Origin of the sequence: Streptomyces sp. NPDC056883, from assembly GCF_042788835.1 — a bacterium.
Classification (GTDB): Bacteria; Actinomycetota; Actinomycetes; order Streptomycetales; family Streptomycetaceae; genus Streptomyces; species Streptomyces stoeckheimensis.
Window position 1 is genome coordinate 122,215 of sequence record NZ_JBHUBS010000018.1, and the last position, 25,504, is coordinate 147,718.

The window sequence follows — 25,504 nt, forward strand, 5'->3', positions numbered from 1 at the left end:
GTGGTCCCAGGTGGCAGCCCGGTCGCAGTGGTTGCGACCTGGCTGCGACCTGGGATCTGGCATCTTTGACGGCATGACACCTCGACCCGGCCGCCGCCCCGCCCGCGCGACGACCGGCGGTGAGCGGCGGTGAGGGTCCTCGTCGTCGAGGACTTCGAGGTTCTCGCGCGCTCCATCGGAACCGGGCTGCGCCGCGAGGGCATGGCCGTCGACGTCGTCCTGGACGGGACCGACGCCCTCGACCGCCTGGCCCGCACCCGCTACGACGTGGTGATCCTCGACCGCGATCTGCCCGGCGTCCACGGGGACGAGATCTGCCGACAACTCGCCGACGACCGCTCCGACGCCCGCGTGCTGATGCTGACCGCCGCCGATACGGTCGAGGACCGCGTCAGCGGGCTCAACCTCGGCGCGGACGACTACCTGCCCAAGCCGTTCGCGTTCGCCGAGCTGGTCGCCCGCGTCCGTGCCCTGGCCCGCCGGGCCACCCCGCCACTGCCGCCCACCCTCTCCTACGGGGACATCACCGTGGACCCGGCTCGCCGGGCGGCGTTCCGCGCCGGCCGGCGTCTCGAGCTCAGCCCGAAGGAGTTCGCACTCCTCGAATGCCTGCTCGCCTCACCGGGCCTGGTCATGCCCGCCGAGGAACTCCTCGAACGCGTATGGGACGAAGCGGCGGACCCCTTCACCTCTGCGGTCAAACACACCGTGCACCGGCTGCGCGGCAAACTCGGCGACCCGCCGGTCATCGAGACCGTCCGCGAAGGCGGTTACCGGATCGGGCCGGCATGACCGACCCCCGGCCGCTCCCCAGGCGGTCCTTGCAGGCCCGGCTCGCGCTCTTCTACGCAGCGGGCGTCTTCGGCGCGGGGATCGTGGTTATCGCGATCGTCACCCTCCCCCTGATCGGCATCCAGTCGACCACGCCCGTCCACAGCACTGCACCAGGTACCCTCACCGGCACCGGGAGCGGCATCGGCCCGCACCAGCTCCTCGTCGGCTCCGCCGTAGCGATCGGCGTCCTCATCCCCATCGCCCTGGCTGTCGGCTGGTTCATCGCCGGCCGCTTCCTCCGGCCCCTGCGTGCCATGGCCGCCACCGCAAGCGCCATCTCCGCCGGAAACCTCCAACAGCGTCTCGACCTCGGCGAACCCACCGACGAGTTGACCGAACTGGGCCACATCCTCGACGACCTCTTGGCCCGCCTCCAGTCCTCCTTCGACGCCCAGCGACACTTCGTCGCCAATGCCTCCCATGAGCTGCGCACCCCCCTCGCCGGCCTGCGCACCCTCCTCGAAGTCACCCTCGCCGACCCCGGTGCCGATGCCGACGCCCTGCGCTCGACCTGCCAGGAGGCCCTCGCCCTCTGCGGACACCAAGAACGGCTAGTCCAAGCCCTGTTGGAGCTGGCCACCAGCGAACGCGGCCTTGCTCGCAGGGACACGCTCGACCTCGCCGACGTCGTCAGAGAGGTGCTCGCCTCGCGCCGCGAGCAGGCAGCACAAGGAGGCATCGACCTCGCCGAACACCTGAGGCCCGCAGTGACGGCCGGGGACCCGAGACTGATCGAAAGCCTCGTCGCCAACCTCGTCGACAACGCCATCCGCCACAACCATCCGGACGGGCACGTACTGATCACTACTCAGACCTCCGACACCCAGGTGGCCTTGACGATCACCAACAGTGGGCCGGTCATCCCCGACGACCAGATCCAGCGCCTCTTCCAACCCTTCCAGAAACTGACACCCGGCCGTCACCGCCACCACAACGGCTTCGGCCTCGGTCTCGCCATCGTCGCGGCCATCGCCCAGGCGCACCACGCCACCCTCACCACCAGCGCACGCCCCGAAGGCGGCCTGACCATCACCGCACGCTTCCCCCACCCACCTTCCCCAGGTCCGAGCCTGCCCACCGAACGGCTCCCTTCCGTGCTCGGTGGCCCAGCCTGACGGCCTTAACCCGTGGCGGCCCTCCGGCCATCGGCGGTCGAGCCATCGTCAGGTTGCCGTGGCCGGCGTCCCGTGTTGCTCGAAGTGGGCCCGCGCGTCAAGGTTCTCGGCGAAGGCGGCGCCGGCGGTGTCGCAGACGATCCCCAGCTTTCCAGCTCGGCGGCGTGCTCCCCGGTCAGGGTTCCGGACCCGCTTTAGGGCCCTCCAGGCGTCCCTCGCGTTCCTGGTCGCGGAAGGCGGCCTCGGTGCCCCGGCGCCAGTCGGCGTGTTCGGTGTTGAAGATCTGGGTTCAGTGTCCGGCCAGAAGTTTCACGGCGACGACGCCCAGGCCGATCATGGCGTTGAGGGCGCCGCCCAGCATCGCGGATAGCGGGCGGGCACCGAGTCGCCGTCCTCCCACCGTGCCCCACGCCGCCAAAGCGGCGACTTCCGATCCCACGGAGATCCACAGGGCCGTGGTCAGGGGCAGAGCGCCGAGGGCGGACAGGCCGATCAGGACCAGTGGTCCGATGGCGGACGTCAGCAGTGGGGCGCTAGTGAACAGGAGCCGACGAGTCTCACGAGCCGTCACGTGGGTTCCGTGTACGACGGGATGGGCCTGGAAGTCGGCTACCAGGGTTGCGAGCCACAGTCCGAGGGCGGTGACCGCCACCGACACGGCCGCGCCGAGGTGGGAGGGGTCTCTGCCCTGGGTCAGGCCGACGAGCACGGCGAGCAAGGTGAGAGAGGCGTAGATGCGTTCCTTGAGCCGCTCTGCCCACATGTCGGCGGGCGGGACATCGGTTCCTGCGCCGCGGTCGCTCATGCCCGCACTTTAGGACGCGCGGTCCGGTGAGGCCGGCGCGACAGGCAGGCACTCCGGCCTTGAGCACCGTCCGGACGATGGGCAGGACTTGGACGATGTCGGGAGGGCCAAGTGGGCCACGGTGGGCGCTGTCCGTGGACCAGGCCGAGCGCGAGGCGCTGTTGCGGTACGCGGCCGGTTGCCCGAACGCGGCGCTGGCCTTCGACCGGGCCTCCTGACCACCGACTAGCGGCCGGCCCTCGGAGAGACGTCGGTTGCGGGGCCTTCCACCGGATCCGGCGGAAGGCCCCGCTCGCGTGTGAGGGCGGGTTCAGGGAAGGACCGATTTCATCGCCGCGATCGAACGGGTCGCCGCCGGCGGGACGGTGGTGGACCCCGAGGTGATCCACCAGCTCGTACGGCTCCGCCAGGATCCCTTGGAGCGGCTCAGCCCCGGGAGCGCGAAGTCCTCGGCCTGATCGCGGAGGGCCGTACCAACGCCAGTCTCGCCGCGCATCTGTTCATCAGCGAGGCGGCCGTGAACAAGCACATCGGGAACATCTTCGCGAAGCTGGACCTGCCGGTGGACACCGACGGCCACCGGCGGGTGCTGGCGGTCCTCGCCTTCCTGCGGGCGTGACGAGGCCTTCGCCCAGTTGGCCAAGGCCTCCTCAAACCGACCGCCAGCGGGCGGCCGGAACCCACATTGGTACGCGGCACAACGCTTCGCTCGCTGGAGGGTCAGGAGCCCGCGCCGGTCGGTGTGAGCTTCGCGATGTCGATGACCTCGGAGTCCGCCGGGGGTGTGGTGTCGACGGGGGTGTCGAAGGCCGAGTAGGCGATCTCTCCGGCCGTTTCCCCGCCCACCAGGGCCTTGAGGAGGTGGGGGGTGCCCTCGGTGGCGATCCAGTAGGTTTCGTCCTGGCCTTGCGCGGTCTGCGCGGAGACCGCGACCACCGCCCTGCCGTCGATCAGGGAGGTCCCGCTCTCCCTGGCCTTGACCGCGTTCGCGCCGACGCTCGTCAACGGGGTGACCTGGTCGCAGGCGGCGGACATCTGGCGGGCCTGCGGGTTGCTGGTGGGAATGCGGACCCAGCGCGCGGCGAACGCGCCGACCACCGCGTTCTCCTGTTTCTTCGAGGCCTTCTTCTGTGCGGCGATGTTCCGCCAGAACTCGGCGTCCCCGTTGACGTGGACGAGCTCGGCCGTCCTGATGATGCTGAGCGCCCCGGTTCCCGCCACGTGCATGGTGCCCCGGCAGTTGCCCTTCGTGTCGACGGACAGGTCCATCTTGATGGACGTGCCGGCGGCCACCGGCGTTCCGTCCGCGGTCTTTCCGTCCGTCGTGTTGGACAGGGTGCCCGTGACGTGGACCGACTGGAGCGCGTCCATGGCCGCGCCGGACTTGGCGAGGATCTGGTCGACCGGCAGGGTGTCCAGAGCGGCGGACGGCGTCGCCGCCGGTGTCGAGGCGCCGCTCGCGCTCTCCACGTCGGGTCCGCAGGCCGTCATGGCGAGCAGGGCCGTGGTGCCGAGCGCCATCGAGGCGATCGTTCGCGCGTACATGTGTCCCCCCGGGGATGTCGTGAGCGACCGACGATATCCGCAGGTGCAAAGGGCGCCGCCCCGGGGTCGGCCTCAAGGGTGCCGCTCACGATCGGTTCCTTCGGCAGCGAGAGCCCAAAGCCCCCGACGATGCCCGGCGCGGCGCCGTGTACGTGCCTCCCGTCCCGCTCCGGATCAGGGAGGCCGACAGCGGCCGGCAGCGCCTGCGTGCACCGCCCGCGCCGACGGTTGAGTACCGCCGGCGGACACGGGAACGGCCCGGTCCGGCACCACCCACCTGCGGTGCCGGACCGGGCGTCCGGTCGTACGTCGCTCCTCGTCAGCGCTTGGGGCAGGCGGCCTGGGTGACCTTGCCGGCCTTGACCGTCGACGTGCCGGGGTCCAGGGTCAGGCACTTGCCGGTCCACTGGTTGATGAAGTAGTAGCCGTGGGACTGGCCGTTGCTGTCGGTGTTGGTCGGCATGACGTTCCACAGCTGGCTGCCGGAGAACCACTTGGTCTCGCAGGGCCACCAGAAGAGCTGCGTGCCGTCGCCGGGCGGGGTCCCGTTGTTGTACGGGACGGTCAGGCAGGAGCCGTTGCCCGCCTTGATCCAGTAGTAGCCCTTGCCGTCGTAGTTCGGCTTGGTGGCCGTCCACTGGTGGCTGCTGGGCGCCGGGTTCGCGCAGGCCCGCTGCGTGACCAGGCCGCCGGAGCCGTCGGGGAACTCGTCGCCGCGCACCATGCAGCGGTTGGTGCCGTAGGTGCTGACGTACTGCTTGGCGTCGTTGACGGTCCACACCGCCGGGTCGGGCTCGAAGACGTAGTTGTCGCGGTTGAGCTCATCGACCACCGATACGGGCGTGAGGCCCGAGTTGTCGGAGAGCTGGTAGTAGTCCACCGCGACGAAGTTCGGGTTGCGGCCGCCCGCCGCGGGCCGGCACGACTTCTCGATCCGGCTCTTGAGCTGGGTGCCGTTGTCGATCTTGGCGTAGGACTTCGGGTCGGGGTTGTCCGAGCTGAACTGGTTCATGGTGAACAGCGGGGTGAGGCCGGTCGTCCCCGGCATCGGGTTCGTCTTCAGGGGATTGCCGTTCCGCGACTCGCAGCCGAACGGCTGACCCAGGCCGTAGCTGTACCGGTTCTCCACGGTGTGCGACCAGGTGTTCATCAGGGTGCCGGAGCCGGCGGCCACGTCACCCCAGCTGTCCTGGAAGATCACCAGGCGCTGGTTGGCGGCGACCATGTCCTTCAGCCGCGGCCAGTTGCTGCTGAAGATGCCCCAGTCGTTCTGGTCGAAGAGCATCTTGCCGGCGCCCTTGGCGTCCAGCAGGTCGGTGACCGTCTTGCTGAGCGTCTCGCGGCTCGCGTAGTTCTCCAGGAAGATCGTCACCACCTCCTGCGGGTTCTTCTGCAGGAAGTTCACGACGGTCAGCAGCGCGGAGTTGAACTGCTCGTAGCACAGGGACGTGCCGCCGTGACACAGCTCGACGGGACCGGTGCCCTTGGGGTCGTACGTGTCGAGCATCAGCCCGCGCACCCCGCCCTCGAGCTGCTCCTTGATGCTCTGCGACTGGTTCGGCGCCGGAAACGGCCAGTTCACGTCGGTGTTGGCGTAGGCGTTGTGGGAGGTCACGAACGACCACTGGTGGTAGCGCGCGTTCCCGTACTTGCTGCTCGCCGCCACCGCCCCCGTGGGAGCCGTCAGCACCGAGGCCAGGACGAGGAGCGCGAGCGCCGGCAGGGCGAGCAGGCGCAGCAGGCGGGCACGGCGGTCGGCGCCCGGACGGAGCGCGGTACCACTGGTTCTCATGGTGAAATTCCCCTGGATAGAAGCGGCCGCCGGCGTCCGCGGGCGCGGTACGGCGGCGACCGGGTGTACGGAGGTCCCCCGTGCCCGGCGCGCAGCCGCACATGGGAGCGCGGGCGGAGCGGTGACGGACCGGACCGGGGCGGAGGCTGGTCGGGCCACCTCCCGGGTCGCCCCAGCCAACCGCGGGCGGCCGATCCGAACCAGGCAGTTCCACCGGCAGAAGTACGGTCCGGCATACTTTTGCCGGATGAAAGGACCGGCGGACCGGCCGGTCCGCGCAGCACCGGGGGACGAGCGGGCATGGGGACGGACACACCGGCCACCGGCGGGTTCGGCGAGCACCTGCTCCGCCTGCGCACGGACGCCGGGCAGAGCCAGGAGGAGCTGGCGCACGTCGCGGGGGTGAGCGTGCGGGCCCTGTCGGACATGGAGCGCGGCCGGTCCCGGGGGCCGCAGCGGCGCACTGTGGCGGCCCTGGCCGCGGCGCTGGGGCTGGACGCGACCGGCACGGAGGAACTGGAACGGATTGCCGGCCGGGGACGGCCCCGCGCGCGCCTTGAACGGCCGGCCGGCTCGTACGCGGGCGCCGGCCCGGCGGGGGAGTCCGGTGGGAAGCCGGCGGCCGGGCCGTCTGAAGGCGCCGGCACGGCGGGCGCCACCGCCCCGGACCCCGCCTTCCGCCACACCCTCGCGCTCCCGCGCGACCTGCACGACTTCACCGCCCGCGGGCCCGCCCTGGCGCGGCTGGCGGCCCTGGCCGAGCGGTCCGACCCCGACCGTCCGCCGGTGGCGGTGGTCTGCGGGCAGCCCGGCCTGGGCAAGACCGCCTTCGCCGTGCACGCCGCCCACACCCTCGCACCCCACTTCCCCGACGGGCAGTTCCACCTCGACCTGCGCGGCATGGACCTGCAACCCACCTCACCCCGCGACGCCCTCGCCCGCCTGCTGCGCGCCCTCGGCGCCACCGACGTACCCGCCGACACCGACGACCGCAGCGGCCTCCTGCGCTCACTCGTACGCGACCGGCGCGTCCTGCTCCTGTTGGACAACGCCGCGGACGAGGACCAGGTACGGCCCCTGCTGCCGGGGGAGGGCTCCTCCCTCACCCTCGTCACCAGCCGCCACGCCCTCGCCGGCCTCGAAGCCGTCCACCGCACCGAACTCGCCCTGCTCCGCCGCGAGGAAGCCGTCGAACTCCTCACCCGCATCATCGGCCCCCACCGCGTCGCACATGAAGCCCAGGCCGCCCGCGACCTCGCCGACCTCTGCGGCCACCTCCCCCTCGCCGTCCGCATCGCCGGACAACGCCTCGCCGCCCGCCCCACCGAACACATCACGAAACTCGCCACCCAACTCGCCGAACAAGGCGGTCGCCTCGACACCCTGAAGGCCGGTTCACTCGAGGTCCGGGCCGCCTTCGCCCTCTCCTACCGGCAACTGAGCCCGCAGGCACAGACCGTCTTCCGACGCTCCTGCCTGGCCGACGGCCCCGACTTCAGCCCCCAGACCGCCGCCCTACTGGCCGACCTGCCCACCCGCACGGCCGCCCGGTACGCCGACGGCCTGGTCGATGCCGGCCTCCTCCAGTCCCACCCCACCGCTGACCGCTACCGCTACCACGACCTCCTGCGCCTGTTCGCAGCCGAGCAGTCGGCCGAGGAGGACGGGCCCGAGGAGATCGCCGCCGCCGAGGACCGGGCCGCCCGCTGGACGCTGCGCCGGGCCACCGCCGCCGCCTTGCACTTCGAGGCCGAGTACGGGTCGGCCGCCGACCAGAGCGACGAGGAAGGCGACCCCGACCCGGCCACCGCACCGGTCGGCCGCGACCAGGCCCGGGCCTGGCTGGAGGAGGAACGGGCCCAGTGGCTCGGGGCCCTGCGCCACGCCCAGTCGACCGGCCGTCACCGGCAGGTCGTCGACGCGGCGGAGGCGATGCACTGGTTCTCCGACGCCACCATGGACTGGGAGCTGTGGGCCGAGGTGTTCGGTCGGGCCGCCGACTCCGCCCGGGCGCTGGGCAGCACCCGTGAGGTGGCCGTGCAGCTGAACTACCTCGCCTGGGCCCGCAACATGTGCGTCTTCGACTACGTCGGAGCGCTGGCCTCCGCGGACACCGCTCTGGAGGCGGCCCGGGAGGCGGACGACGAGCTCCAGGTGGGCTGGGCGCTCGGATACGGCGCGGGGGCGCTCCAACGGCTCGGTCGGACCGGGGAGGCCGTCGCCCGGCTGAGGTCGTCGGTCGCACAGTTCGCCGGGCTGTCCTGCGGCGAGAGCAGGCTGGCCGAACTCACCGCCCTCAACTCGCTGGGCCAGGTCCTGCGCATGGACGGCCGGCCCGAGGAGGCGCTGGCCATCCACCGCCGCAGCGAGGCGCTCTGCCGGGCGGGCATCCCGGGGCGCCCGACCGGAGTGAGCAATTCCTACCTGGCCCTGGTCAGCCAGAACGTCGGCAACGACCTGGCCGCGCTCGGCCGGTGGCGCGAGGCGGAAGCCCCGCTGCGTGAGGTGCTGACCCTTCGTGCGGCGAACCCGATGTCCTTCTGGAGCGAGACCGCCCGGCTCGAGCTGGGCGTCGTCCTGCGTCACCTCGGCCGTCACGAGGAGGCCCTGGAAACCCTGACGGCCGCCCACGAGGCCCTGGTCCGGCTGAACCACCCCCGACAGCTCGAAGCCGCCGCCGAGCTCAGCACCCTGGAAGCCGCCGCCAGCACCGCTTAAGGCCCGTATGGTCTGGTACGGGCCTTCGTCGCTTTCTGCTGCTGTCCGGCGCCGGCCGGGCACGGCTACGAGATCAACCCCTGGAACGGGGGCGTTCCGGCCGGGCCCGGACCAGACCGCGCCACGCCGTACGGGCCGGGTCTTCGACGGTGGCCTATCGGGTGGTCGACGAACCGGGCAGGGGCAGTTCGCCCGTCCTGCCGCAGCCGGCGCTGCACCGCCCAGTACCGGGCGGCCGCGCCGTTGGTGTAGGGCCGGGCCTGCTCGTCCAGGAGAGCCTCCGCGCCGTGCCGCCCGCAGGCGCCCGCCCGGCCCGCGAGGCGCTCCCGGTGCCTTAGAGGCAGGTTCCGTCGCGCCGCAGCAGCATCAGCACCGGGTCGGTGGTCATTTGGGGGTAGCGTTCCCGATATGGACTTCCGCACCACTGTTGAGCGAGCTCAACGCCTCAAGCAGCTGCACGCCGAGTACAAGCCGCTCGTGCTGCCAACCGTCTGGGACGTGTGGTCCGCGCGGACGGCGGCCGACGCCGGTTTCCCCGCGCTGACGGTCGGCAGTCATCCGCTCGCAGCCTCCAGGGGGGCCGAGGACCAGGAGGGACAGACCTTCGAGGAGGTACTCGCCGCCGTCCGACCGATCATCGCGGCGGTCGACGTCCCCGTGTCAGTGGACCTCGAGTCCGGATACGGACGCGAGCCCGCAGAGCTCATTGCCGGTCTCACCGAGGTCGGCGGCGTCGGCCTCAACGTCGAGGACACCGTCCACTCGGAGGGCGGACGCCTGCGCACCACGCAGGAGCACGCGAGCTACGTCGCCGGCCTGCGCGCCGCGGCCGACGACGCGGGAATCCCGGTCTGGATCAACGGGCGCACCGACCTCTTCGCTCACGCGGAGGACGCCTCCGCCGCCCTCGACGAAGCGATCGAACGACTGCTGGCCATGGAGCAGGCAGGCGCCGACAGCGTCTACCCGGTGCGCATCCAGGACAACGACGCCCTGCTCGCGGCGGTGACCGAGGCCGTCGCCATCCCGGTGAACTCCACGGCCCACCCCGTCAAGCACGATCTCGAGCGCTTCCGTCGCCTCGGCGTCGGCCGGATCACCTACGGCCCGCTCCTGCAACTCGCGATGACGGACGCGATGAAGGACGTGCTCGGGCCGTGGGCGCTTTGAGGTAACAAGGGTGCGGGAGCCGGGACCGGAGCGCGATCACATTCGCTGCCGGTCCTGGGCCGTTTCCCGCCTGGCGGGTGGAGATGACGAGACCCGGCGGGTGATCGGGGCCGCACACGAGCAGGCGATCGCGTCCAGAGTGGATTTCATAGAGGCACCGTTGTCCGTCCCCGACCACGCTGCCACGTTCAGGGACACGATCGCCTGCTCTGCCGACGCCTGGCCAGCTTCGACTGCCTCGGCAACGATCTCGGCGACGTCATCCGCGCCGTGGACATCAATCAGATTCGTCCACACGATCGAACACCGCCTCGGCTTCTTCGGTGACTGAGCTGTCCGCCAAGGCTCGGAGTTCGGGGATGAGGACCCTGAGCTGTGACCGGTTGAACACGGTGTCGTCGTAGGGATCGACGTATCCGAGCAGGGGCAGGTTTTGGCTCGCCGTCCGTCTGCACAGGTCAGCGATGGATGGGTGCACGCAGGTGGCTTCGACCACGCCTGTGAATGTCCGAACCTGAACGCTGATCCCCATGGGGGCACGCTACTGCTCGACAGTTGGTCCGTCGCAGCATCTATGGAGGTCAGAGCCATTCGTTGATGGCCGCGACCAGCGCTGTTGCTGCGAAGCGGACGGCGAGTTTGTCGTATCCGGTGGCGACGGCGCGGTGTCGCTGGAGGCGGTTGATTCCGCACTCGACCGCATGCCGCTGCTCGTAGTCATTCTTGACGAACGTCGGCGGCCGCCCGCGGCTCGGCATCCGGCTGCCGACCGACTACCAGACCCTCGTGGACGCAAGCCGGTGCACCCGGGAGCCTGACGCTGCAGGGCCTTGTGGCCCTGCCTGTCGCGCCTCCGTAGGACCGTCGGGGCAAGCTGACGATGCCAGGCCCGGAGCGGCGGTGAGGGAGGCCATCCCGAGTGGCCTTGACCCCGCCCTTCGAGCCGATGCTCGCCCAGGCCGCCAACCATGTCCCCGGCTTCGGCGTCCTGGCGAGCGGCTTTGCGGCGGAGCAGAAGTTATGGACAGGGTTGTCGTCTGTCCGTTGTCCGCACTGATCTGTGGCTCTTCCCGTGGAGGAGATTGACGTGCTGCTCTCGCTGCGGCGCCAGGGGGTGCCGGGGCGTCGTGGTGGGAGCTCACGGGGAGGACGTCCGGGGCTTGTGGGCGCGCAGGTCAAGGGTCTTGCGTACTCGGAGCTGACAGTGTCCTCTCGTGAAGGGTGTCGCCGGGGCACCCCTGGACGAGGCGATCAGATGATTTTGAAGTTGTGATCCACATGCGCCCGTCGGCGGCGCAGCCAGAGGCCCCGCTCGGCACTTCGATTGTCCGACGCGGCTGGCACTATCGATGCTGTGAACGGCATACGTACCACCCCACCGCGGCCGTGCGACATCAGCGCGCTTTTCCCTGAACTGGCGCCGCTGGCTCGCACTACGACCCGGCTGCATCCCCGGCCTGGCTCTCCCTCGCCCTACGAGAGCTCGGTCGGCGGGCCGCTGCTGTGGCCCGCCTCGCAGCCATGGCTGTACTGCGACAAGTGGCACGAGGGCCCGGTGTCTCCGCTGGTGCCCGTGGCCCAGCTGTACGCGCGCGACGTGCCTGAGCTGCGGCCGCCCGGACGGGCCGATCTGCTTCAAGTGCTGTGGTGCCCATCCGAGCACCCGCCGTTCCTCAAACCGACGACCAAGCTGTTCTGGCGGACCGCCGCCGACGTCAGCAGCGTCCTCACCTCCCCGCCCACTCCGACCGACGTCCAGTGCGGCTACATGCCGAAGCCGTGTGTGCTGTCCCCGGAGCAGGTCACCGAGTACCCCAACTTCCTGGAGTTGAGCGAACAACTACGAGAAAAGGTCAACGACTGGAGCACCTGGCGGTCGGCCGGCATCGTGATGGACGATGCCTACGAGGAGCCGCAGGAGTACTACTCCGACGAACTGTCCGAAGCCCCGGGCTGGAAGGTCGGCGGGTGGCCGCCGTGGGGCCTGACCGACCCCGCCGCCCGGTTCTGCATAAACTGCGGAACCGTGATGGCCCCACTGCTGACCATCGCCTCGGAGGAGTCCCGCGACTACCGGAGGGGCTGGGTTCCGACTGAGGACCAAGGTATCGCCGTGATCGACGACGACCCTGTGTACAACCCGCCCGGCATCCAGGTCTCCAAAGGCAACCATCTGCAGCTCTACTCCTGCACGACGTGCTCCAACCACACCACCCTGATCCAATAGACGCAGGCAGGGGCCGTGTCAGCGGCTGCTGGCAGCATCACCGCTATGAGCGCCATGTTTACCACCCCGCCGCGGCCGTTCGACGTCACCGTGCTTTTCCCTCAACTGGCCCCGCTGGCGAGGACGGCGACCCGGCTGCACCCGCGGCCGGGATCGCCTACCGTGCACGACAGCTCCGTCGGCGGTCCGCTCCTGTGGCCCGCCGAGGAGCCATGGCCCCACTGCGACGAGCCACACGACAGCAGGGCGTCGCAGGTGCTCCACTCCCCAGATGATGTCCGGGTCCTTCGCCGCGATCTCGCCGCAGCGACTGAGCGGCTGCGTCTCGACCCCGGGGCGCCCGAGGTTACCCCCGAGGAGCGGGCGAACTGGGAGCGTGTCAGGGAGGGCCGTCCGTGGTTCGACGGCCCGATGCCCCTGCTGCCCGTCGCCCAGCTCTACGCCCGCGACATCCCCTTCCCCTGCCCGCCCGACGCGGACCTGCTCCAAGTCCTTTGGTGCCCCTTCGACCATGAGATGGCACACCCCAAGACTGCCCTGTTCTGGCGGTCCTCCGCCACTGTCACCGCTGTCCTGGACGCACCGCCCGAGCCGCCGATCGTCCAGGACGGCTGGTACCTCCCGGAGCCGTGCCTGTTCTCACCGGAGCAGGTCACCGAGTTTCCCCACCCCCTGGAGCTGGACAAGAAGATTCGGGACCAGCTGGACGACAGGAGCCGCTGGGAGACGATCGACCCCGCGCAGTGCAACTCATACGCCTACGATCCGGGCGAGCTCTACCTGAACAATCTCTGCACCGCCCCGGGCTGGAAGACCGGCGGCTGGACCCGCTGGAGCCCCACCGACCCCGTCGACCGAGCCTGCCCGGAGTGCGGCACCGAGGCGGTCCCGCTCCTCACCATCGCCTCATCGGAATGGGACGCCGGCAGCGCGACCTGGATCGCCGAGGAGGACCGGCCAGCCCCCGGCCCGCCGGCCCTGGGCGCCCGCGACGGCAACTTCACCTTGATCGACATCACCGGCGGCAATGACCTGCAGCTCCACGTCTGCCCTTCTTCTCCGTATCACCCTCACTTCGAGCTGCTCCAGTGAGTTCGCGCAAAATCCTTCGCGCCTACGCCTACGCCGGCAACCGACACTCTGGTCAGCCACCTTGGCCCACTACCGGAGATCGCAATGACGGTCACCAGCCACTGACACGCCCCGATCAGGGACCGGTGTGGAGGCGCCGACCAGTTACGGGACAGCCTTAGGGCGTGCGGCACGGCCCAAGTCCTCGCCCCTCCACCAAGGCGTCATGCCGCTCGCAGACTTGGGACAACAGAGTAGTAGGCCTCCGTAGGGGGCTTCCTACCGCTCGTCCTCGTCGTCTTCGGATTCCCTCACGAACCAGAGGGCGAGGGTGTACTGCTCAGCTACGGGGCATTGCTCCCACGCAGCGCGGAGCTGTTCGGTGCTCCAATCCTCTTCGACGGAGCGGCGGTGGCTGCTGTCGCAGTAGGCGGCCGTGGCGTCGCGTCCGCTCCAGGTCGCCTGCCCCTCGTACACACCGGGACGGGGAAGTTCCATGATGCCTGCCGGCCCGTAGGTGAGCTGGTTGACGACGAGCTGCCCGGTTTCTGATTCCAGGGTGAGGTGGACGGTGCCTTCGATGTCTTCCGGGGGTTTTTGAGGGCCGTCCCAGACCTTGATGGTGATCTGGACCTGGATGTCGGCCTGGAGGCTGTGGAGGTAGAGGTGGTATCCGTTTCCGGCGGCCACCTCGGTCCTCGACCGGGCCAGCGTCTCGTCGTCACCGAGGTAGGCGTTGGCGTCGTAGACCTGCACGATGCCGCGGTGCGGGCGGGCTGTGGTGCTGTACTCGGCGATGAGGGACATGGGAGCTCCGTCAGTGATCAGGGCGTGATCTTTCACGGCCTTCCCGGTGTTCGGATGCCGCGGACCAGGCCGGCGGTTGGTGGTCAGACCCAGGTGTATGTCTGGTCGGTGACGGGCTTCAGTGCGGGGTCGGCGACGCCGGCGTGGGGTGTGGCCAGGGCGGCGAGGGCGGGGCCGATGGGCGGGAAGATGGGCAGCTCGGCGGTCTTGCGGTAGTCGATCCACTCGATGATGCCGACTTCATGGCTGCCGTCGGGCTGTTCGTCGAGTTCCTGCTTGGCAAGGGTGTCGCGGAGTTCGGGGGTGATGTGGAGGCGGTAGATCATGTGGAACTTGCGCGGGGGCGGGGTGGGGCCGGGACGGGTGACGCGCTGGTCGACGACCCACAGGAGTTCACCGCCGTTGGCTTCGTCGATGTCCAGGTCGAGTTCTTCTGCGAGCTCTCGGCGGAGGGCTTCGCGGAGGTCTTCGCCGTCCTCGACGTTGCCGCCCGGCGGGGTGTAATGGGTGGAGCCGGCGCGGTCACGGCGGATGAGGGCAACTTCGGTGCCGCAGAAAATGACGGCCCCGGTACGGATCTTAATCCGGGAGAACGGGACCGTCGGCTTCGCGGGAGTGCTGGTCATGGCGGCCAGTATCACGGCCCGAATGCGGGGCCGAGCGGGCTTTGCTCCTCGTTAACCCGCCCGCCGGGGCTCCGGTGTCCTGGCTTGGTCAGCCCGGCTCCCAGCCCAGGCAAGGCCAATGCCTTACGGCCGGCGGCCATGGTGGTGCCGTCCGAGCTGATGGAATCTGGGTCGAGTCAGATGCCGGGCTCTGGCACGCAAACATCCGCCGCCTGCGAAACGTGCTCCTGCCGCATTCTTCGGGAGAGCACCTCACCCTGATTTGATCCACCGCAACTGCTACTCGAGTCCTATCCGGAAGGCCGCCATGAGCTGGGACGTGCTCCTCCTCCGCCTGCCTGACGACATCACCTCGGTGCAGGAGATCCCAGTCGACTGCAGCCCGGACCCGCTCGGCTGGCGGCACGAGGTCCTCGCAGCTGTCACTCAGGCCTGTCCCGAAGTCGCTCTCTCGGACCCCACCTGGGGCGCACTCTCCGGTCCTGCTTGGTCCAACGAATTCAACATCGGCTCGGAAGACCCCGTGGACTCGGTCATGCTCCACATCCGGGGTTCCGGCGACGACGTGCGCATGTACGTCTTCCACCTTGCCGAGGCTCTGCGGTGTAGAGCGCTCGACTGCTCGGGAGGGGACCTGATCGCTCCCAGCCAAACATCGGGCTGGCGCACCTTTCAGCAGTTCCGCGACCGAGTAGTCGGACCCTCTCAGTGATGCCCCGGGACGCAGCACTAGCATCCGCTCCATGCACCCCGAAACCCGATCGATCCTTGAGGACCTGCTCCCGCCGGGCCGGATGGTCACGTCCGATGAAGGTGATGGGGATGTGCAGCCTTTGTGGCTCAGCGACGGGCCGGCCTCGGCCGAGCTGTGGGCACGGATGCACGCCCAACACCCACGCTCCGGCTTGTGGCCGCTGTTGCTCGACGCGCTGGATCCGGACGCCGGTGAGTTCCGCCCATGGGGATCCGGGGAGATCTTCCCCGAGGAGATGACCTCCCCGGCAGACCACGACCCTGCCGACCTCCTCGCGCAGTGGTGGACGACCTACACAGCCGACGACGAAGGCGACGACAGGCTCGACGTCAAAAGGCGCCTCGCCGTCACCGCCCCCTTCGGACAGACATGGCCCGGCCGCGCACCCAGCGGGGGAGCGGTGGCCGACCCGGACGAACTGGCCTCCGAGTTCGTCCAGGCGTTCCTCGCCGAGCGTCCACAGACGCGTCTGGGGCTGGTCACCGCAGGGTCGGGCGCCGAAGCGCTGACGGTCGCGGGCTGGTTCGGACCCTGCAACTACGACAACGACACCGCGAAGATCTCTGCGGTCCTCGGAGATTGGGAGGATCGGTTCGGTGCCCGTGTAGTCGCGGTGGGGTTCGGCACGCTGCATCTCAGTGCCGCCGCGCCGCCGGTGAGCGAGCAGGACGCACTCCTGGTCGCGGCTGAGCACTTCGCCCTATGCCCGGACAACATCTGGCAGGGCACCAGACCGCACACACTGGCCGCGTACGCCGAGCGGATCACCGGCGCCCACCGCTGGGACTTCTGGTGGGACTGATCCGTCCCACATCTGGGAAACGATCACTCATCTGGCCGGAAGCGATCTCAGGGAGAGCACGGTGAGCGGCTCGCCGGCCTTCGCGGCCTGCCAGGCTATGGCTGCCGGGTGGGTGATGGCCCAGTCGGTGACAGCCGACGGCGTGGCCTCCAGTGCGTGGGGGCCGGTGAAGGGGACGGTCTCGGCGAAGCGCAGCGGGCGGCGTGAGCGCCGGCTCCGGGCGTCGTGCGTTCGGCGGCGAGTACGGACACGGCCGGGATCAGGACGCGGAGGCAGGCGAAGGGAGTGGCCTGCCCGCTATCCAGGTATCGCGGTGAGGAAGGCGCGAAGCCGGTCGGCGTCAGGGATCCGAAGGCGATCGGCGATCTTCAGTGCGCGGCGGAACGACAGAGTGCTCTCGTCCGTCTGGCCCAGGCTTGCGAGCGCTTCACCGATACCTTCCAGGGCGCGGGCCTCTTCGTAGGGCGAGGGCAGCCCGCGTGCCAGGGTGAGAGCTTCTTGATAGACCCGTAGCGCCTGATCCGGGGCACGTTCGCTCATCCGGATGTGCCCAAGGATGTTGAGGGCCGTCGCTTCGCCTCCGCGTTCAGAGAGCTCGCGGCAGAGGTCGATACTCGTCAGCGCGTTGTGAACGGCGTCCGAAGGCGCCCCCAGGGCGGACTGGACCTCGGCCAGGTGCATGGTCGCGTAGGCCCGCCCGAAGGTGCTGCCCACCGCCGTGCAGATGCCTATGGCCTCCTGAAGGTTCTCCTCCGCCTGTTCGAGTTGAGCGCGGCGCAGCTGGACACGGCCCAGGTACGTCAGGGCTTGGGCCGTGCCGAGCCGGCTGCCGATCTCCCTCGACAGGCTCAGCGCTCGTTCGATGCCGTCGGCGGCTTCGTCGTACGCTCCGATCAGCCTCAGTACATCGCCGAGGTCGGTGAGTGCACTGGCCTCGCCCATCAGGTTGCCGAGCCGTCGGTAGAGTGCCAGGGCCTGGCGGTGGCGAGCTGCCGAATCGCTGTATCTGCCTGTGGACTTGAGGATGTCGCCTAGGGTGGTGAGCGCGTTGGCCTGTCCGAGGTGGTCCTCCAGTGCGCGGTGCAACTCCAGGGCCTGCTCCAGATTGGCGATTGCTTGCGCGTAGCGGCCGGTGTTGTGCTGGATGTGGCCCATGTCGACCCGCACCGCGGCCTGCCCTTGCCGGTCGCCCATGTCGGCAAAGCAGTCCAGTGCGCCCAGTTCGCTCCGCATGGCCTCGTCGAATCGTCCCGTCAAGCGTTGGATCCGTGCGAGACCATGCAGTGTCACCCCCTCGCCGTGACGGTCCTGGAGGTCCCGGAAGAGGTCGAGGGCTGTGAGGGAGTCCGACTCGGCCTGCTCGAAATCCCCCTGCAGAGCCTTGATTATCGCCGCGTTACCGTGCACCTCGGCCTGACCGGCCCGGTCGCCCGTCGCCCGTGCCGCGTCAAGGGCGGTCTGGTGCAGAGTCAATGCCTCGTTCCAGTGGCCTTGCGAACGCAGGAACTCCTGCATCGCGGCGGGGAGGCGTATCGCGTGCGCGGGATACCCATGGTGAGCTGCGTACTCGACCGAGGCCAGGAGGTTCGCCCGTTCGGCGCGCATCCAGGCGGCCGACCGTTCCGCGTCGCCCAGAACGGGCATGGCCAAGGGCCGCTCCGACGCGTGCGCGATGCGGGGCGTGGCGTAGCGGACGAAGTGCTGGCAGGCCTCGATCGTCGCGTGCACGTAGTAGTCGAGTGTGCGTTCGACCGCAGCGTTCGTCTCGGTGGCCCCGTCGGCGGCGCCCAGGCTACGGGCATACTCACGGACCAGGTCGTGCATCCGGTATCGGCCGCGAACCTGTTCTTCCACGAGGTGCCGGTTCTCCAAGTCCTCGAGCATGGCACGGGCGGAATCGAGTGGAACATCGTGCAGGGCCGCGACCGCGTACGCGTCGACATCGTTTCCTGGGAGGAGCCCGAGCCGCCGGAAGAGGACCTGCCGTTCCGCAGGAAGGTCCTGGTAGGAGAGCTCGAAGGCGGCCGAGACGGAAGCGTTCTCGGAGGTGAGGGTGGCGAGCCGGCCGCGAGCGGCGCCGAGGTCGTCGACCATGTACGCGGGTGTCCAGGCCGGGCGGTGTCGCAGCCGCGCGGCGACAAGTTGGACGGCAAGCGGAAGGTATCCACACAGGGCTGCAAGTTCGGGGACCGCGGGGTCGTCGTGGGTGATGTCGGCCCGCGCCGCCTTGGCCACGAGCAGGCGTACGGCCTCGGCGGGGGTCAGGACGCCGAGAGTGATCGGCGTCGCGTCCACCAGGGCCTCCAGCCGCTGCCTACTGGTGATCAGCACCAGGGATCCCGGGGTGCCCGGCAGGAGCGGTTCGACCTGGGCGCTGCTGCGGACGTCGTCGAGGAGGATGAGGAACCGGCGGCCGGCCAGCCTGCTGCGCCACAGACCGGCACGCGCGGACAGATCAGCTGGAATGCGCTGGGGGCTCTCGCCGACGGCGAGCAGGAGGCTGGTCAGTGCGTCCCCAGGGTCGACAGGTGGGGTTCCGGGCGTGTGGGCGTGCAGGGGAAGGAAGATCTGCCCGTCGGGGAACGTCGTGGTGAGCCGGTGCGCGATGTGTACGGCGAAGGCTGTCTTTCCGACGCCGGGCATGCCGTTGACAGCATGTATCGCCACCACGCCGGGGACCGTCGGCTGCGCCCCGTACACGCCGGCGAGCAACCCTTCCACGGCGTCGTCGCGGCCCGTGAACGAGGCCACATCACGTGGCAGCGAAGTCGGAACGACACCCAAAGGTATGGTGGGGACCAGTGCCGATGTTGATGTTGGTGGAGGCGGGAGATCCTCCTCGAGGGCCTCCTGATAGGCGGAACGGGCCGCCGGGCCCGGTTCGACACCGATCGTATCGACGAGCGCACGGCGCAGCCGGTGGTAAACCTCTAGGGCCTCGGCTCTCCGGCCGATTCGGTGCAGTACCTGGATGAGTTGCGCATGGAAGGACTCCCGCAACGGAAACTCCATAGCCAGGCTGTGGAGTTCGGGCAACAGTTCCGCGTAGCGTCCCTGGTACAGGGCCGCATCCCCTCGCAGTTCGAGCAGCTGGAGGCGGGCCTCCTGCCACGCGGCCACTTGGCCGGCGGCATCGGAGGCCAGCATGGGGAACTCCACCAGCGGAACGCCCCGCCACAGGGCGAGCGCGGCGTCCGTCGCGTGTACGACCCCATCCCAGTCGGCCCCGAGACTGGCCTTGCGCGCCGCGCCCAGATAGCGGGCTAGGCGGGTGGCGTCCAGTTCGTCCTCGGACACGTACAAGACCAGACCACCCGACTCGCTCCGCACCCGGGAGTCCTCGCCCAGCGAACGGCGCAGGCGCATCAGATGATTGTGCAGCGACGCCCGAGAGCTGGCCGGCGGCCGTCCGTCCCACAAGAGCGTTTCCAGCCGGTCCAGCGACACGACGCGGTTGGAAGCCAGGAGCAGTGCCGCGAGCAGGGACCGGGCCATGGGCGGATGCGGTGCGCGATCGGCTCCTTGGTCATCGTGGACGGTCAGAGTGCCAAGAAGCCCAAACCTCATGCGGTTACCCCCGTAACGTACAAACGCGGGGGGCCGCACGCGGCCCCCGCACGTCATCGTAGACGGGGAAGAGGAACTTCCGGTGATCGTTCTGACCGGTCAGGGCGGGCCGGCACAAGCCGGCGCGCGAGGCCCTGGGCTGCGTCTACCCTGGCGGCGCACTGGCCCTGGCGGGACATGCGCCGGAGGTGGGGCGGGGCGTGAAGTCCTCCTGGAATTACATTGGTTACCAAAGTTTTTTGGTCGGGGTCGGGTGGTGAGGGTGGATGATCCCTGCGGTATGCCGTGGGTTTGCAGTATGCGGATGGCGGAGGTCTGACGCCGGAGTGGCAGGCTTCCCGTGAGGAGATTGGATCGGAGGCCAGGGGTCGGTGCACCCTGGGCGAGCAGACGTCGGTGGTCGCTGGGGATCTGCGGGTGAGTGAGCTGGGCTGGACCAGCCTCAGGAAGAACCGAACAGACTTCTTCGTCGTCTCCTGGCCACGTCAGCCTTCGATGGGCGGCGCCCTGGGAGAGGCGGACTCTTCCCAGGACGCCGCGGTCTAGGGCGCCAGTCAGCTCCTGTCGCCGCCGTAGCGTGTCACGTGAGCCACGGACCATTCGGGGCCCACGAGGATGCCGGCCATGGTCCCCGAGTTCGAGGAGTTGTACCGAACACCGTAGATCTCGGGAAGGTAGACGGTCGGGGTCACGCAGCGTGTCACCCAGGTGCAGGCCGCACTGGCGTCCTTCCAGCCGTTGGCGCCGTTGTTCCCCGACAATGCGACGTTCGGGTTGAGGAACTTTTGTGCACTTGTGCAGTCCATGATGCCGTAGGCATACATCTGGCCATTGCTCTGATTGAGGACCACTTTGTTGGTGCACCCGTTCCACGTCGAGCCGAAACCGACGTCTGCGTAGGCCGTGGCTCCAGTCATGACAAGCGTCGCGAGCGCCCCCGAAACCACAGCCGCCGACGTCCAGAACTTTCGCATTTTTGCTCCCTTTGAGAGTGGGGCCCTACGGGCCGCCTTGCGCCGCGGCCTCGCGAAGGGTCCGAGCCGTGACGGTTGATGGGTTGATGCTGCAGGGATGCTCTAACCGGCGGCTAACGGACATCCAACGGCCCTGTCATGCGCGGCCCCTGACCTGCGCTATCACCGCAACACCCGTATCGGACGGCACGACAGCCATCGCTATAGCGCACCGCGACCCACCGCGGCACGCACGACCGTACGGCCCGCCGCAGCGCTGGCGGCCGCGATGGCCAGGTCTTGGTCCAGGCGCATCCTCGTCGCCCATGCGAGGAGTCCGGGCACACGGTGAGCCGGCCGGACTCCGGGTTGAAGCCCACAGTGGCAACATGCCCGGCCAGTTCGGGGGCGATAGCCGCCCAACCGCTCGCGCAGGGAAGCGCCGACGGCCGGGAGCGTCCAGGCCCGCTCGGTGACCAGCGCGTCGAGCGCGACACCGCGGCCCAGCAGCTCGCGCCCGTCCCGCCGCACGTACGGGTGGGCCGCGGCTTCGACTTTGCCTTCTGGCCGCTGCTGTTCTTGCGCGCGGCCTCCATCGCGGCCCGCAGTACGACCCGGGCTAGGTCGATGCCGGACACCTCGCTGCCGCTCATGCCTGCCCCCCAGGTGTGTGCCCGAGGTCCAGGAGTCCAAGACAGTCCGCCCCGTGGGCGCGGCTCTGGGTGTGGGCGACACTCGCGTTCTTCGGGGACTTCACTGCAAGGCGCCGGTTCGCGTCGGCGACCACGACCTCCAGCCGCCGGCGCAGAGGAGTCCCCGCAGCGACCTCTCCGACTCGGCCACAAAGCTCCCTGGCCACGGTCCTGGCGTGGGCTGGCCAGCTGCAGGGCGATCAGCTCCATCTCCGGTGACGCCGGGCCGGGACCGACCTGCACCACCGCAGCGCTGCGGTGGCGAGGCCCAGCTGGAGTCCACGGTCGAGCGGAAGGCAGTCGAGCAGCCCCTCCGGGTCGTGCACTTCGCTGTGGCGGGAGGCAGTCATGACCGGGTTCATTCAGGGTGACGGATTCTTCGTTGCTCCCAGATAACCCGCGCACGACCGGGTGAGGTCAGGCCGGATTGTGGGCAGTTCCCGTACGAGCACCGGACGGTTTGCGCCCGGGGCACAGGCCGGGATCGAGGCACTGCTGGCGGATCCCGGGCCATCGCCGCGTTCTGGGAGCTCGCGATGGCCCCGTACTGGCCCCGCATCCAGATGCACCTGGAGGCCGACATCCACTACCGGGCCCGCCGTTTCGCCGAGGACGGCACGCACAGCCTCTTCGAGGACTTCGCACCCCAACTGGCCTGGTCGTCAGGAACTTTGAAGGTCGAGCACCGCTTCCTGCGGGGCGTACGACGACTCGACGGACGAGGGCTGCTGCTCGTGCCGTCGGCGTTCGTGTGGCCGCGGGTCTTCGCGACGACGGACGCCGTGTACCAGCCGACGCTACGGTATCCGCCGCGCGGCATCGGCACGCTGTGGGAGGCCCCGCCTGGCTCGGCCTCCGCGGCCCTGTCCCGGGTGCTCGGGCGCTCCCGGGCGCGGCTCCTCGCGGAGCTCACCGCACCCGCCGCGACGACCGCTCGCCCCCGGCGGTCTCACCTTCTCAGACCCGGACCGCCAGATCCGAGCGCTGCCACCACGGGTTGCGCCACGTCCAGGACCAGCTCACCACCTAGCCCCACCGCCCGGTGTGCCAGCGCCTCCACCTGGACATACGTCGTAGCCGGCCCGGCGCCCGCCTCGGATACCGTGTTCCTCTACGGGTGCCACAACGGATGTGACGCCCCCCACCGGAGGTAGTCAGCGTATGAGTTCAAAGCGCAGCAAGAATCCAGCCCTTCCCGTACTTGACGACGCATTCCGACTCGCGTCGGTCAAGGACGCCGAAGAGGCCACCCGTGACTTGGCCGCACGGCTGGCCACCACCGAGCTGCGCCGCGTTTCCCACCCGGGCCGGGTCACCTGGGAGCCCACCGAGCAGGCCGAGCCGGTACCGGTCCCGCCGACCGTGGTCGACGGTGACGGGGACCTTTGGCTGCGGGACCGGGGCACTGGCACCTGGACCATGCCCGAGTTCAACCCGAAGGAGTTCCCGGACCGCTGTGGCGAGGTTCTGACGTGGAACCAGCTTGCCCGCGAGTTCGGCCCGCTGACCGCACTGGCCGACGACCGCCGCATCGGCGGCGGCCGGCGCTGACCGCGCAGCCTTCTGGGATGACCGCGCCCCCGAAGCGCCCGTCACGGGGAGCCGGGAACTCCAGCTCACCGCCGAACTCGACGATGCCGGCGACCAAGTGAGCGGGGAAGTGTTCGTCATGCTCAAGGTGACTCATGAGACGAGTGGCTCACAGAAGTCTCTGGCCTCCGGGTCGTTTCCCCTGGTGACCGGGTGTTGTTGGCGTGTAGCGTCTGCGTCAGCTGTCGTGGTTCGGAAGTTCCCTTTGCCCACGCTTCGGTGTGGGCGTTTTGCTGCTGTGCCGCAGGAACCAGGGCGATCACCTCCGTCTTCCGCATCGTGCGGGAGGCATTCGTTTACTGGAAGGCATGGATATGGCTACGGGAACTGTGAAGTGGTTCAACCCTGAGAAGGGCTTCGGCTTCATCGAGCAGGAGGGTGGCGGCCCGGACGTGTTCGCCCACTACTCGGCGATCAACTCCTCGGGCTTCCGCGAGCTTCATGAAGGCCAGATCGTCACGTTCGACGTCACCCAGGGCCAGAAGGGCCCCCAGGCCGAGAACATCACCCCGGCCTGACCCCCTTCTCCGCTCTGCCCCGGGGTACCCCGAGTGCCCCGGGCGCAGCGTCCCAACAGTCAGCCGGCCGCGAGGCCGACGGCCACGATGACGCCCCCTGCAACCACCGCATTCCGACCTTGGACAGCTGCTCGACGCGCTCCGGTGCCAGAGCGGCGCCGCGCCGGCGCTGGTTGTCGATCCACATCCCGAGCTTCAGCGCCACGTCCCGCTGCACCTGGCTGTCGCCGCCGCCAATGGTGAGCGTCTCGACGTGCTTGCGCGGCACCGTGAGGTGCCCCTCGCGCGCAAAGAACTGGGCAGCGGCGGCGTAGTGCATGGCCCATTTGTCGGCCTGGCTGGTGCGCGCCTTGGGCTTCTCGTCCTCGGTCGCGGCCTGGATGCCGAGGATCTGTTCGCACATCCACTGCTGGACCGGGGTGAGCTGGTCCCAGCCGTGCCGGACCGAGGTGACCCACCGGCCCAGATCCTCGCCCTGGCGCACGACTTCGCCCACCACGGCGGGAAGTGCCTGGCGAGCGTCCAGGTGCTGGCGGACCAGATGGAAGCACCGCTGCCACGTCACAGGCCACACTGGGCACCAGGACGGATCAATGTCCTCGAGCTGCTCGCGGCGCTTGCGGGTCATCGCGCCGACGGACGACTCCACGGACAGGCCCTCGGCCCGCCGCTGCTAGATCTCCCGCCCCTTGCGCGCGGCGGCCCGGGCGTTCTTCAGCCAGATGGCGCAACGACCAGCTGGGAACCGCAGGAGGCGGTGGTGTTCATCGGGCAGCGCCCTGGCGGCGGACCAGCGGCCGCGACGTGCTGTGACACGCTGAACTTCTTCACCAGCGACGCCTCCGCCCGCGCCTGGGCGAACGAGCACCCCCAGGTGCACGGCCGGGTCGTCGGTCAAGGACAGGCCTTGGAGATCGCGCGGCAAACCTTCGGCCCCCTGCTGGCTCCCTGACCAATCCGCCCGTCAGACCAGGGCGGCACCCGCCCGCCAGCGCGCCCTGGGCATCGGCGGCCCGGCCCGCTCCTGTCCGTCGTCGTCCTCGCCAAGTCCACCCGCATCCGGGTCACGCACTGCCCGCATCGCGCTCGGCCTCTACGGGGCGCTCGCGACCTTCCAGAGCGCCGACAACTTCGGCCGAATCCTCGCCGCGTACGGTGGGATCACCGTCGCCGGTCCGATCGCCTGAGGCATAGCCGCGTACGGCTACCGCCCTGACCGCGTCGACGTCATCGGCGCCTTGGCCTGCCCCGCCGGAGCGCCCAAGGCGCAGCACCTGGTGGGGCACTCTGCTTGGTGGACGACGGACACCTCTGAACCCCGTCTGTAACTTCGGCTCGTACCACCAGCCCGGCCCGCCGGGCAGCACCGCGACGGGCTCCGCCAGCGCGACGGACACAGGGAACTCCGCCCCGGCAGGGAGCCGGCCTTGAGCTGCCGAGCGAGAAAGCGGCGTATTGGCCTAGACCTATTGTGTGGCCTGGTTCGTGACGGTACGTTCATGTCTGGCTGCGCAGCCTGCACGTACCGCACCACATCGCATCGTCGGGCACTCTGCCGGGCATCCCCGGCATTTTCAGGAGGACATGCCATGTACCGCCGCACAGCAGCCGCCCTCGCCACCGCCGTCACCGCCGGAGCCCTCGCGCTCGGCGCCGCGGGCACCGCCGAGGCCGTCCCCGGCACCGGCTTCTACGCCCGCAGCAACCACGCTTCGTACACCGAATGCGTGGCCGCGGGCCGGGCCGGCTACAACATCTGGGGCCCCGTCTTCTTCTGCGAGCCCTTCGGCCCCACCCACCCGGGCGTCATCACCCTCTGGGTCCGCTACTGACCCACCCGGCCGCCCCGGGCCGACACGGGGCCGGCCGTAAGGAAGTTACGTAGCACCACGCCCCACACCACCAGCCGGCATCCACC

24 protein-coding genes and 2 pseudogenes are annotated in these 25,504 nt (G+C 69.6%); 16 read left to right on the forward strand and 10 right to left on the reverse strand.

What is annotated here, in order from left to right; all coding sequences use genetic code 11:
* The first annotated feature begins 129 nt into the window (after window positions 1-129).
* Both ACFRU2_RS33305 and ACFRU2_RS33310 read left to right on the forward strand, forming a co-directional pair.
* Window positions 130-792, forward strand: coding sequence for a response regulator transcription factor (locus tag ACFRU2_RS33305; protein ID WP_382979439.1), 663 nt, complete (start codon window positions 130-132; stop codon window positions 790-792).
* A complete protein-coding gene (locus ACFRU2_RS33310; protein WP_382979442.1) occupies window positions 789-1,949 on the forward strand; it encodes a sensor histidine kinase in 1,161 nt (386 codons plus the stop codon). Before ACFRU2_RS33305 ends, ACFRU2_RS33310 begins: the two co-directional genes overlap by 4 nt.
* Before the next feature lie 289 nt (window positions 1,950-2,238).
* Here the strand turns inward: ACFRU2_RS33310 and ACFRU2_RS33315 are convergent, their stop codons facing one another.
* Complete coding sequence (locus ACFRU2_RS33315) at window positions 2,239-2,754, reverse strand: hypothetical protein (protein ID WP_382979445.1); 516 nt, start codon at window positions 2,752-2,754, stop codon at window positions 2,239-2,241.
* A gap of 95 nt (window positions 2,755-2,849) precedes the next feature.
* Here ACFRU2_RS33315 and ACFRU2_RS33320 point away from each other — a divergent pair, with 95 nt between their 5' ends.
* Together ACFRU2_RS33320 and ACFRU2_RS33325 are read left to right on the forward strand one after the other, a co-directional pair.
* The gene (locus ACFRU2_RS33320; RefSeq protein ID WP_382979448.1) at window positions 2,850-2,972 is read left to right on the forward strand and encodes a hypothetical protein; all 123 of its coding nucleotides are present in this window, start codon (window positions 2,850-2,852) and stop codon (window positions 2,970-2,972) included.
* A 117-nt stretch (window positions 2,973-3,089) separates the two neighbouring features.
* Window positions 3,090-3,373: pseudogene (locus ACFRU2_RS33325) on the forward strand (LuxR C-terminal-related transcriptional regulator); the annotation flags it as partial.
* Window positions 3,374-3,474: 101 nt separating this feature from the next.
* Here the strand turns inward: ACFRU2_RS33325 and ACFRU2_RS33330 are convergent.
* Window positions 3,475-4,299, reverse strand: a complete 825-nt coding sequence (locus ACFRU2_RS33330; protein ID WP_382979451.1) for a hypothetical protein — start codon at window positions 4,297-4,299, stop codon at window positions 3,475-3,477.
* 319 nt (window positions 4,300-4,618) lie between these two features.
* Entirely contained in the window at window positions 4,619-6,091 is a 1,473-nt protein-coding gene (locus ACFRU2_RS33335) for a phosphatidylinositol-specific phospholipase C domain-containing protein (RefSeq protein WP_382979454.1), read from the reverse strand.
* A 300-nt stretch (window positions 6,092-6,391) separates the two neighbouring features.
* Between ACFRU2_RS33335 and ACFRU2_RS33340 the strand changes: the two genes are divergently transcribed.
* Both ACFRU2_RS33340 and ACFRU2_RS33345 read left to right on the forward strand, forming a co-directional pair.
* On the forward strand, window positions 6,392-8,809 hold the full coding sequence (locus ACFRU2_RS33340) for an ATP-binding protein (RefSeq protein WP_382979457.1): 2,418 nt from the start codon (window positions 6,392-6,394) through the stop codon (window positions 8,807-8,809).
* A 408-nt stretch (window positions 8,810-9,217) separates the two neighbouring features.
* Window positions 9,218-9,979: an isocitrate lyase/phosphoenolpyruvate mutase family protein gene (locus ACFRU2_RS33345; RefSeq protein WP_382979459.1), complete on the forward strand. Its 762-nt coding sequence runs from the start codon at window positions 9,218-9,220 to the stop codon at window positions 9,977-9,979.
* Between the two features lie 277 nt (window positions 9,980-10,256).
* On the opposite strand, the gene ACFRU2_RS33350 is transcribed toward ACFRU2_RS33345, so the two are convergent.
* The gene (locus ACFRU2_RS33350) at window positions 10,257-10,511 is read right to left on the reverse strand and encodes a hypothetical protein (RefSeq protein ID WP_382979462.1); all 255 of its coding nucleotides are present in this window, start codon (window positions 10,509-10,511) and stop codon (window positions 10,257-10,259) included.
* Between the two features lie 1,023 nt (window positions 10,512-11,534).
* Here ACFRU2_RS33350 and ACFRU2_RS33355 point away from each other — a divergent pair.
* Window positions 11,535-12,206 (forward strand): hypothetical protein, encoded by a 672-nt coding sequence (locus ACFRU2_RS33355; RefSeq protein ID WP_382979465.1) that lies wholly within the window; start codon window positions 11,535-11,537, stop codon window positions 12,204-12,206.
* A 45-nt stretch (window positions 12,207-12,251) separates the two neighbouring features.
* Window positions 12,252-13,298, forward strand: a complete 1,047-nt coding sequence (locus tag ACFRU2_RS33360; RefSeq protein ID WP_382979467.1) for a hypothetical protein — start codon at window positions 12,252-12,254, stop codon at window positions 13,296-13,298.
* A 258-nt stretch (window positions 13,299-13,556) separates the two neighbouring features.
* Here ACFRU2_RS33360 and ACFRU2_RS33365 read toward each other — a convergent pair whose 3' ends face one another.
* Window positions 13,557-14,084 (reverse strand): hypothetical protein, encoded by a 528-nt coding sequence (locus ACFRU2_RS33365; protein ID WP_382979469.1) that lies wholly within the window; start codon window positions 14,082-14,084, stop codon window positions 13,557-13,559.
* 83 nt (window positions 14,085-14,167) lie between these two features.
* Window positions 14,168-14,710: an NUDIX domain-containing protein gene (locus ACFRU2_RS33370; RefSeq protein ID WP_382979471.1), complete on the reverse strand. Its 543-nt coding sequence runs from the start codon at window positions 14,708-14,710 to the stop codon at window positions 14,168-14,170.
* Between the two features lie 307 nt (window positions 14,711-15,017).
* Here ACFRU2_RS33370 and ACFRU2_RS33375 point away from each other — a divergent pair, with 307 nt between their 5' ends.
* Together ACFRU2_RS33375 and ACFRU2_RS33380 are read left to right on the forward strand one after the other, a co-directional pair.
* Window positions 15,018-15,422 carry a hypothetical protein gene (locus tag ACFRU2_RS33375; protein ID WP_382979474.1) on the forward strand — a complete coding sequence of 135 codons (405 nt, stop codon included), beginning with the start codon at window positions 15,018-15,020 and terminating at the stop codon, window positions 15,420-15,422.
* Window positions 15,423-15,534: 112 nt separating this feature from the next.
* Entirely contained in the window at window positions 15,535-16,266 is a 732-nt protein-coding gene (locus ACFRU2_RS33380) for a DUF4253 domain-containing protein (protein WP_382979477.1), read from the forward strand.
* 297 nt (window positions 16,267-16,563) lie between these two features.
* On the opposite strand, the gene ACFRU2_RS33385 is transcribed toward ACFRU2_RS33380, so the two are convergent.
* The 3 genes from ACFRU2_RS33385 to ACFRU2_RS33395 all read right to left on the reverse strand — a co-directional run bounded on the left by ACFRU2_RS33385 (window position 16,564) and on the right by ACFRU2_RS33395 (window position 21,828).
* Window positions 16,564-19,761, reverse strand: a complete 3,198-nt coding sequence (locus ACFRU2_RS33385; RefSeq protein WP_382979480.1) for a tetratricopeptide repeat protein — start codon at window positions 19,759-19,761, stop codon at window positions 16,564-16,566.
* A 626-nt stretch (window positions 19,762-20,387) separates the two neighbouring features.
* Window positions 20,388-20,807, reverse strand: a complete 420-nt coding sequence (locus ACFRU2_RS33390) for a hypothetical protein (RefSeq protein WP_382979482.1) — start codon at window positions 20,805-20,807, stop codon at window positions 20,388-20,390.
* Window positions 20,808-21,678: 871 nt separating this feature from the next.
* Entirely contained in the window at window positions 21,679-21,828 is a 150-nt protein-coding gene (locus ACFRU2_RS33395) for a hypothetical protein (protein ID WP_382979485.1), read from the reverse strand.
* A 186-nt stretch (window positions 21,829-22,014) separates the two neighbouring features.
* Here ACFRU2_RS33395 and ACFRU2_RS33400 point away from each other — a divergent pair, with 186 nt between their 5' ends.
* The 3 genes from ACFRU2_RS33400 (at window position 22,015) to ACFRU2_RS33410 (ending at window position 23,586) form a co-directional block, all read left to right on the forward strand.
* Complete coding sequence (locus tag ACFRU2_RS33400; RefSeq protein WP_382979488.1) at window positions 22,015-22,632, forward strand: DUF5937 family protein; 618 nt, start codon at window positions 22,015-22,017, stop codon at window positions 22,630-22,632.
* Window positions 22,633-22,639: 7 nt separating this feature from the next.
* Complete coding sequence (locus ACFRU2_RS33405) at window positions 22,640-23,029, forward strand: hypothetical protein (RefSeq protein WP_382979491.1); 390 nt, start codon at window positions 22,640-22,642, stop codon at window positions 23,027-23,029.
* A 353-nt stretch (window positions 23,030-23,382) separates the two neighbouring features.
* Window positions 23,383-23,586, forward strand: coding sequence for a cold-shock protein (locus ACFRU2_RS33410; RefSeq protein ID WP_382979494.1), 204 nt, complete (start codon window positions 23,383-23,385; stop codon window positions 23,584-23,586).
* Here the strand turns inward: ACFRU2_RS33410 and ACFRU2_RS33415 are convergent.
* Window positions 23,573-24,235 (reverse strand): helicase associated domain-containing protein, encoded by a 663-nt coding sequence (locus tag ACFRU2_RS33415; RefSeq protein ID WP_382979496.1) that lies wholly within the window; start codon window positions 24,233-24,235, stop codon window positions 23,573-23,575. The two genes, ACFRU2_RS33410 and ACFRU2_RS33415, sit on opposite strands and share 14 nt — an antisense overlap.
* Here ACFRU2_RS33415 and merB point away from each other — a divergent pair.
* The 3 genes and pseudogenes from merB to ACFRU2_RS33430 all read left to right on the forward strand — a co-directional run bounded on the left by merB (window position 24,128) and on the right by ACFRU2_RS33430 (window position 25,418).
* Complete coding sequence (gene merB, locus ACFRU2_RS33420) at window positions 24,128-24,538, forward strand: organomercurial lyase (protein WP_382979499.1); 411 nt, start codon at window positions 24,128-24,130, stop codon at window positions 24,536-24,538. The two genes, ACFRU2_RS33415 and merB, sit on opposite strands and share 108 nt — an antisense overlap.
* Before the next feature lie 127 nt (window positions 24,539-24,665).
* Window positions 24,666-24,914: pseudogene (locus ACFRU2_RS33425) on the forward strand (hypothetical protein); the annotation flags it as partial.
* 261 nt (window positions 24,915-25,175) lie between these two features.
* A complete protein-coding gene (locus ACFRU2_RS33430; protein WP_382979502.1) occupies window positions 25,176-25,418 on the forward strand; it encodes a hypothetical protein in 243 nt (80 codons plus the stop codon).
* Window positions 25,419-25,504 lie beyond the last annotated feature (86 nt).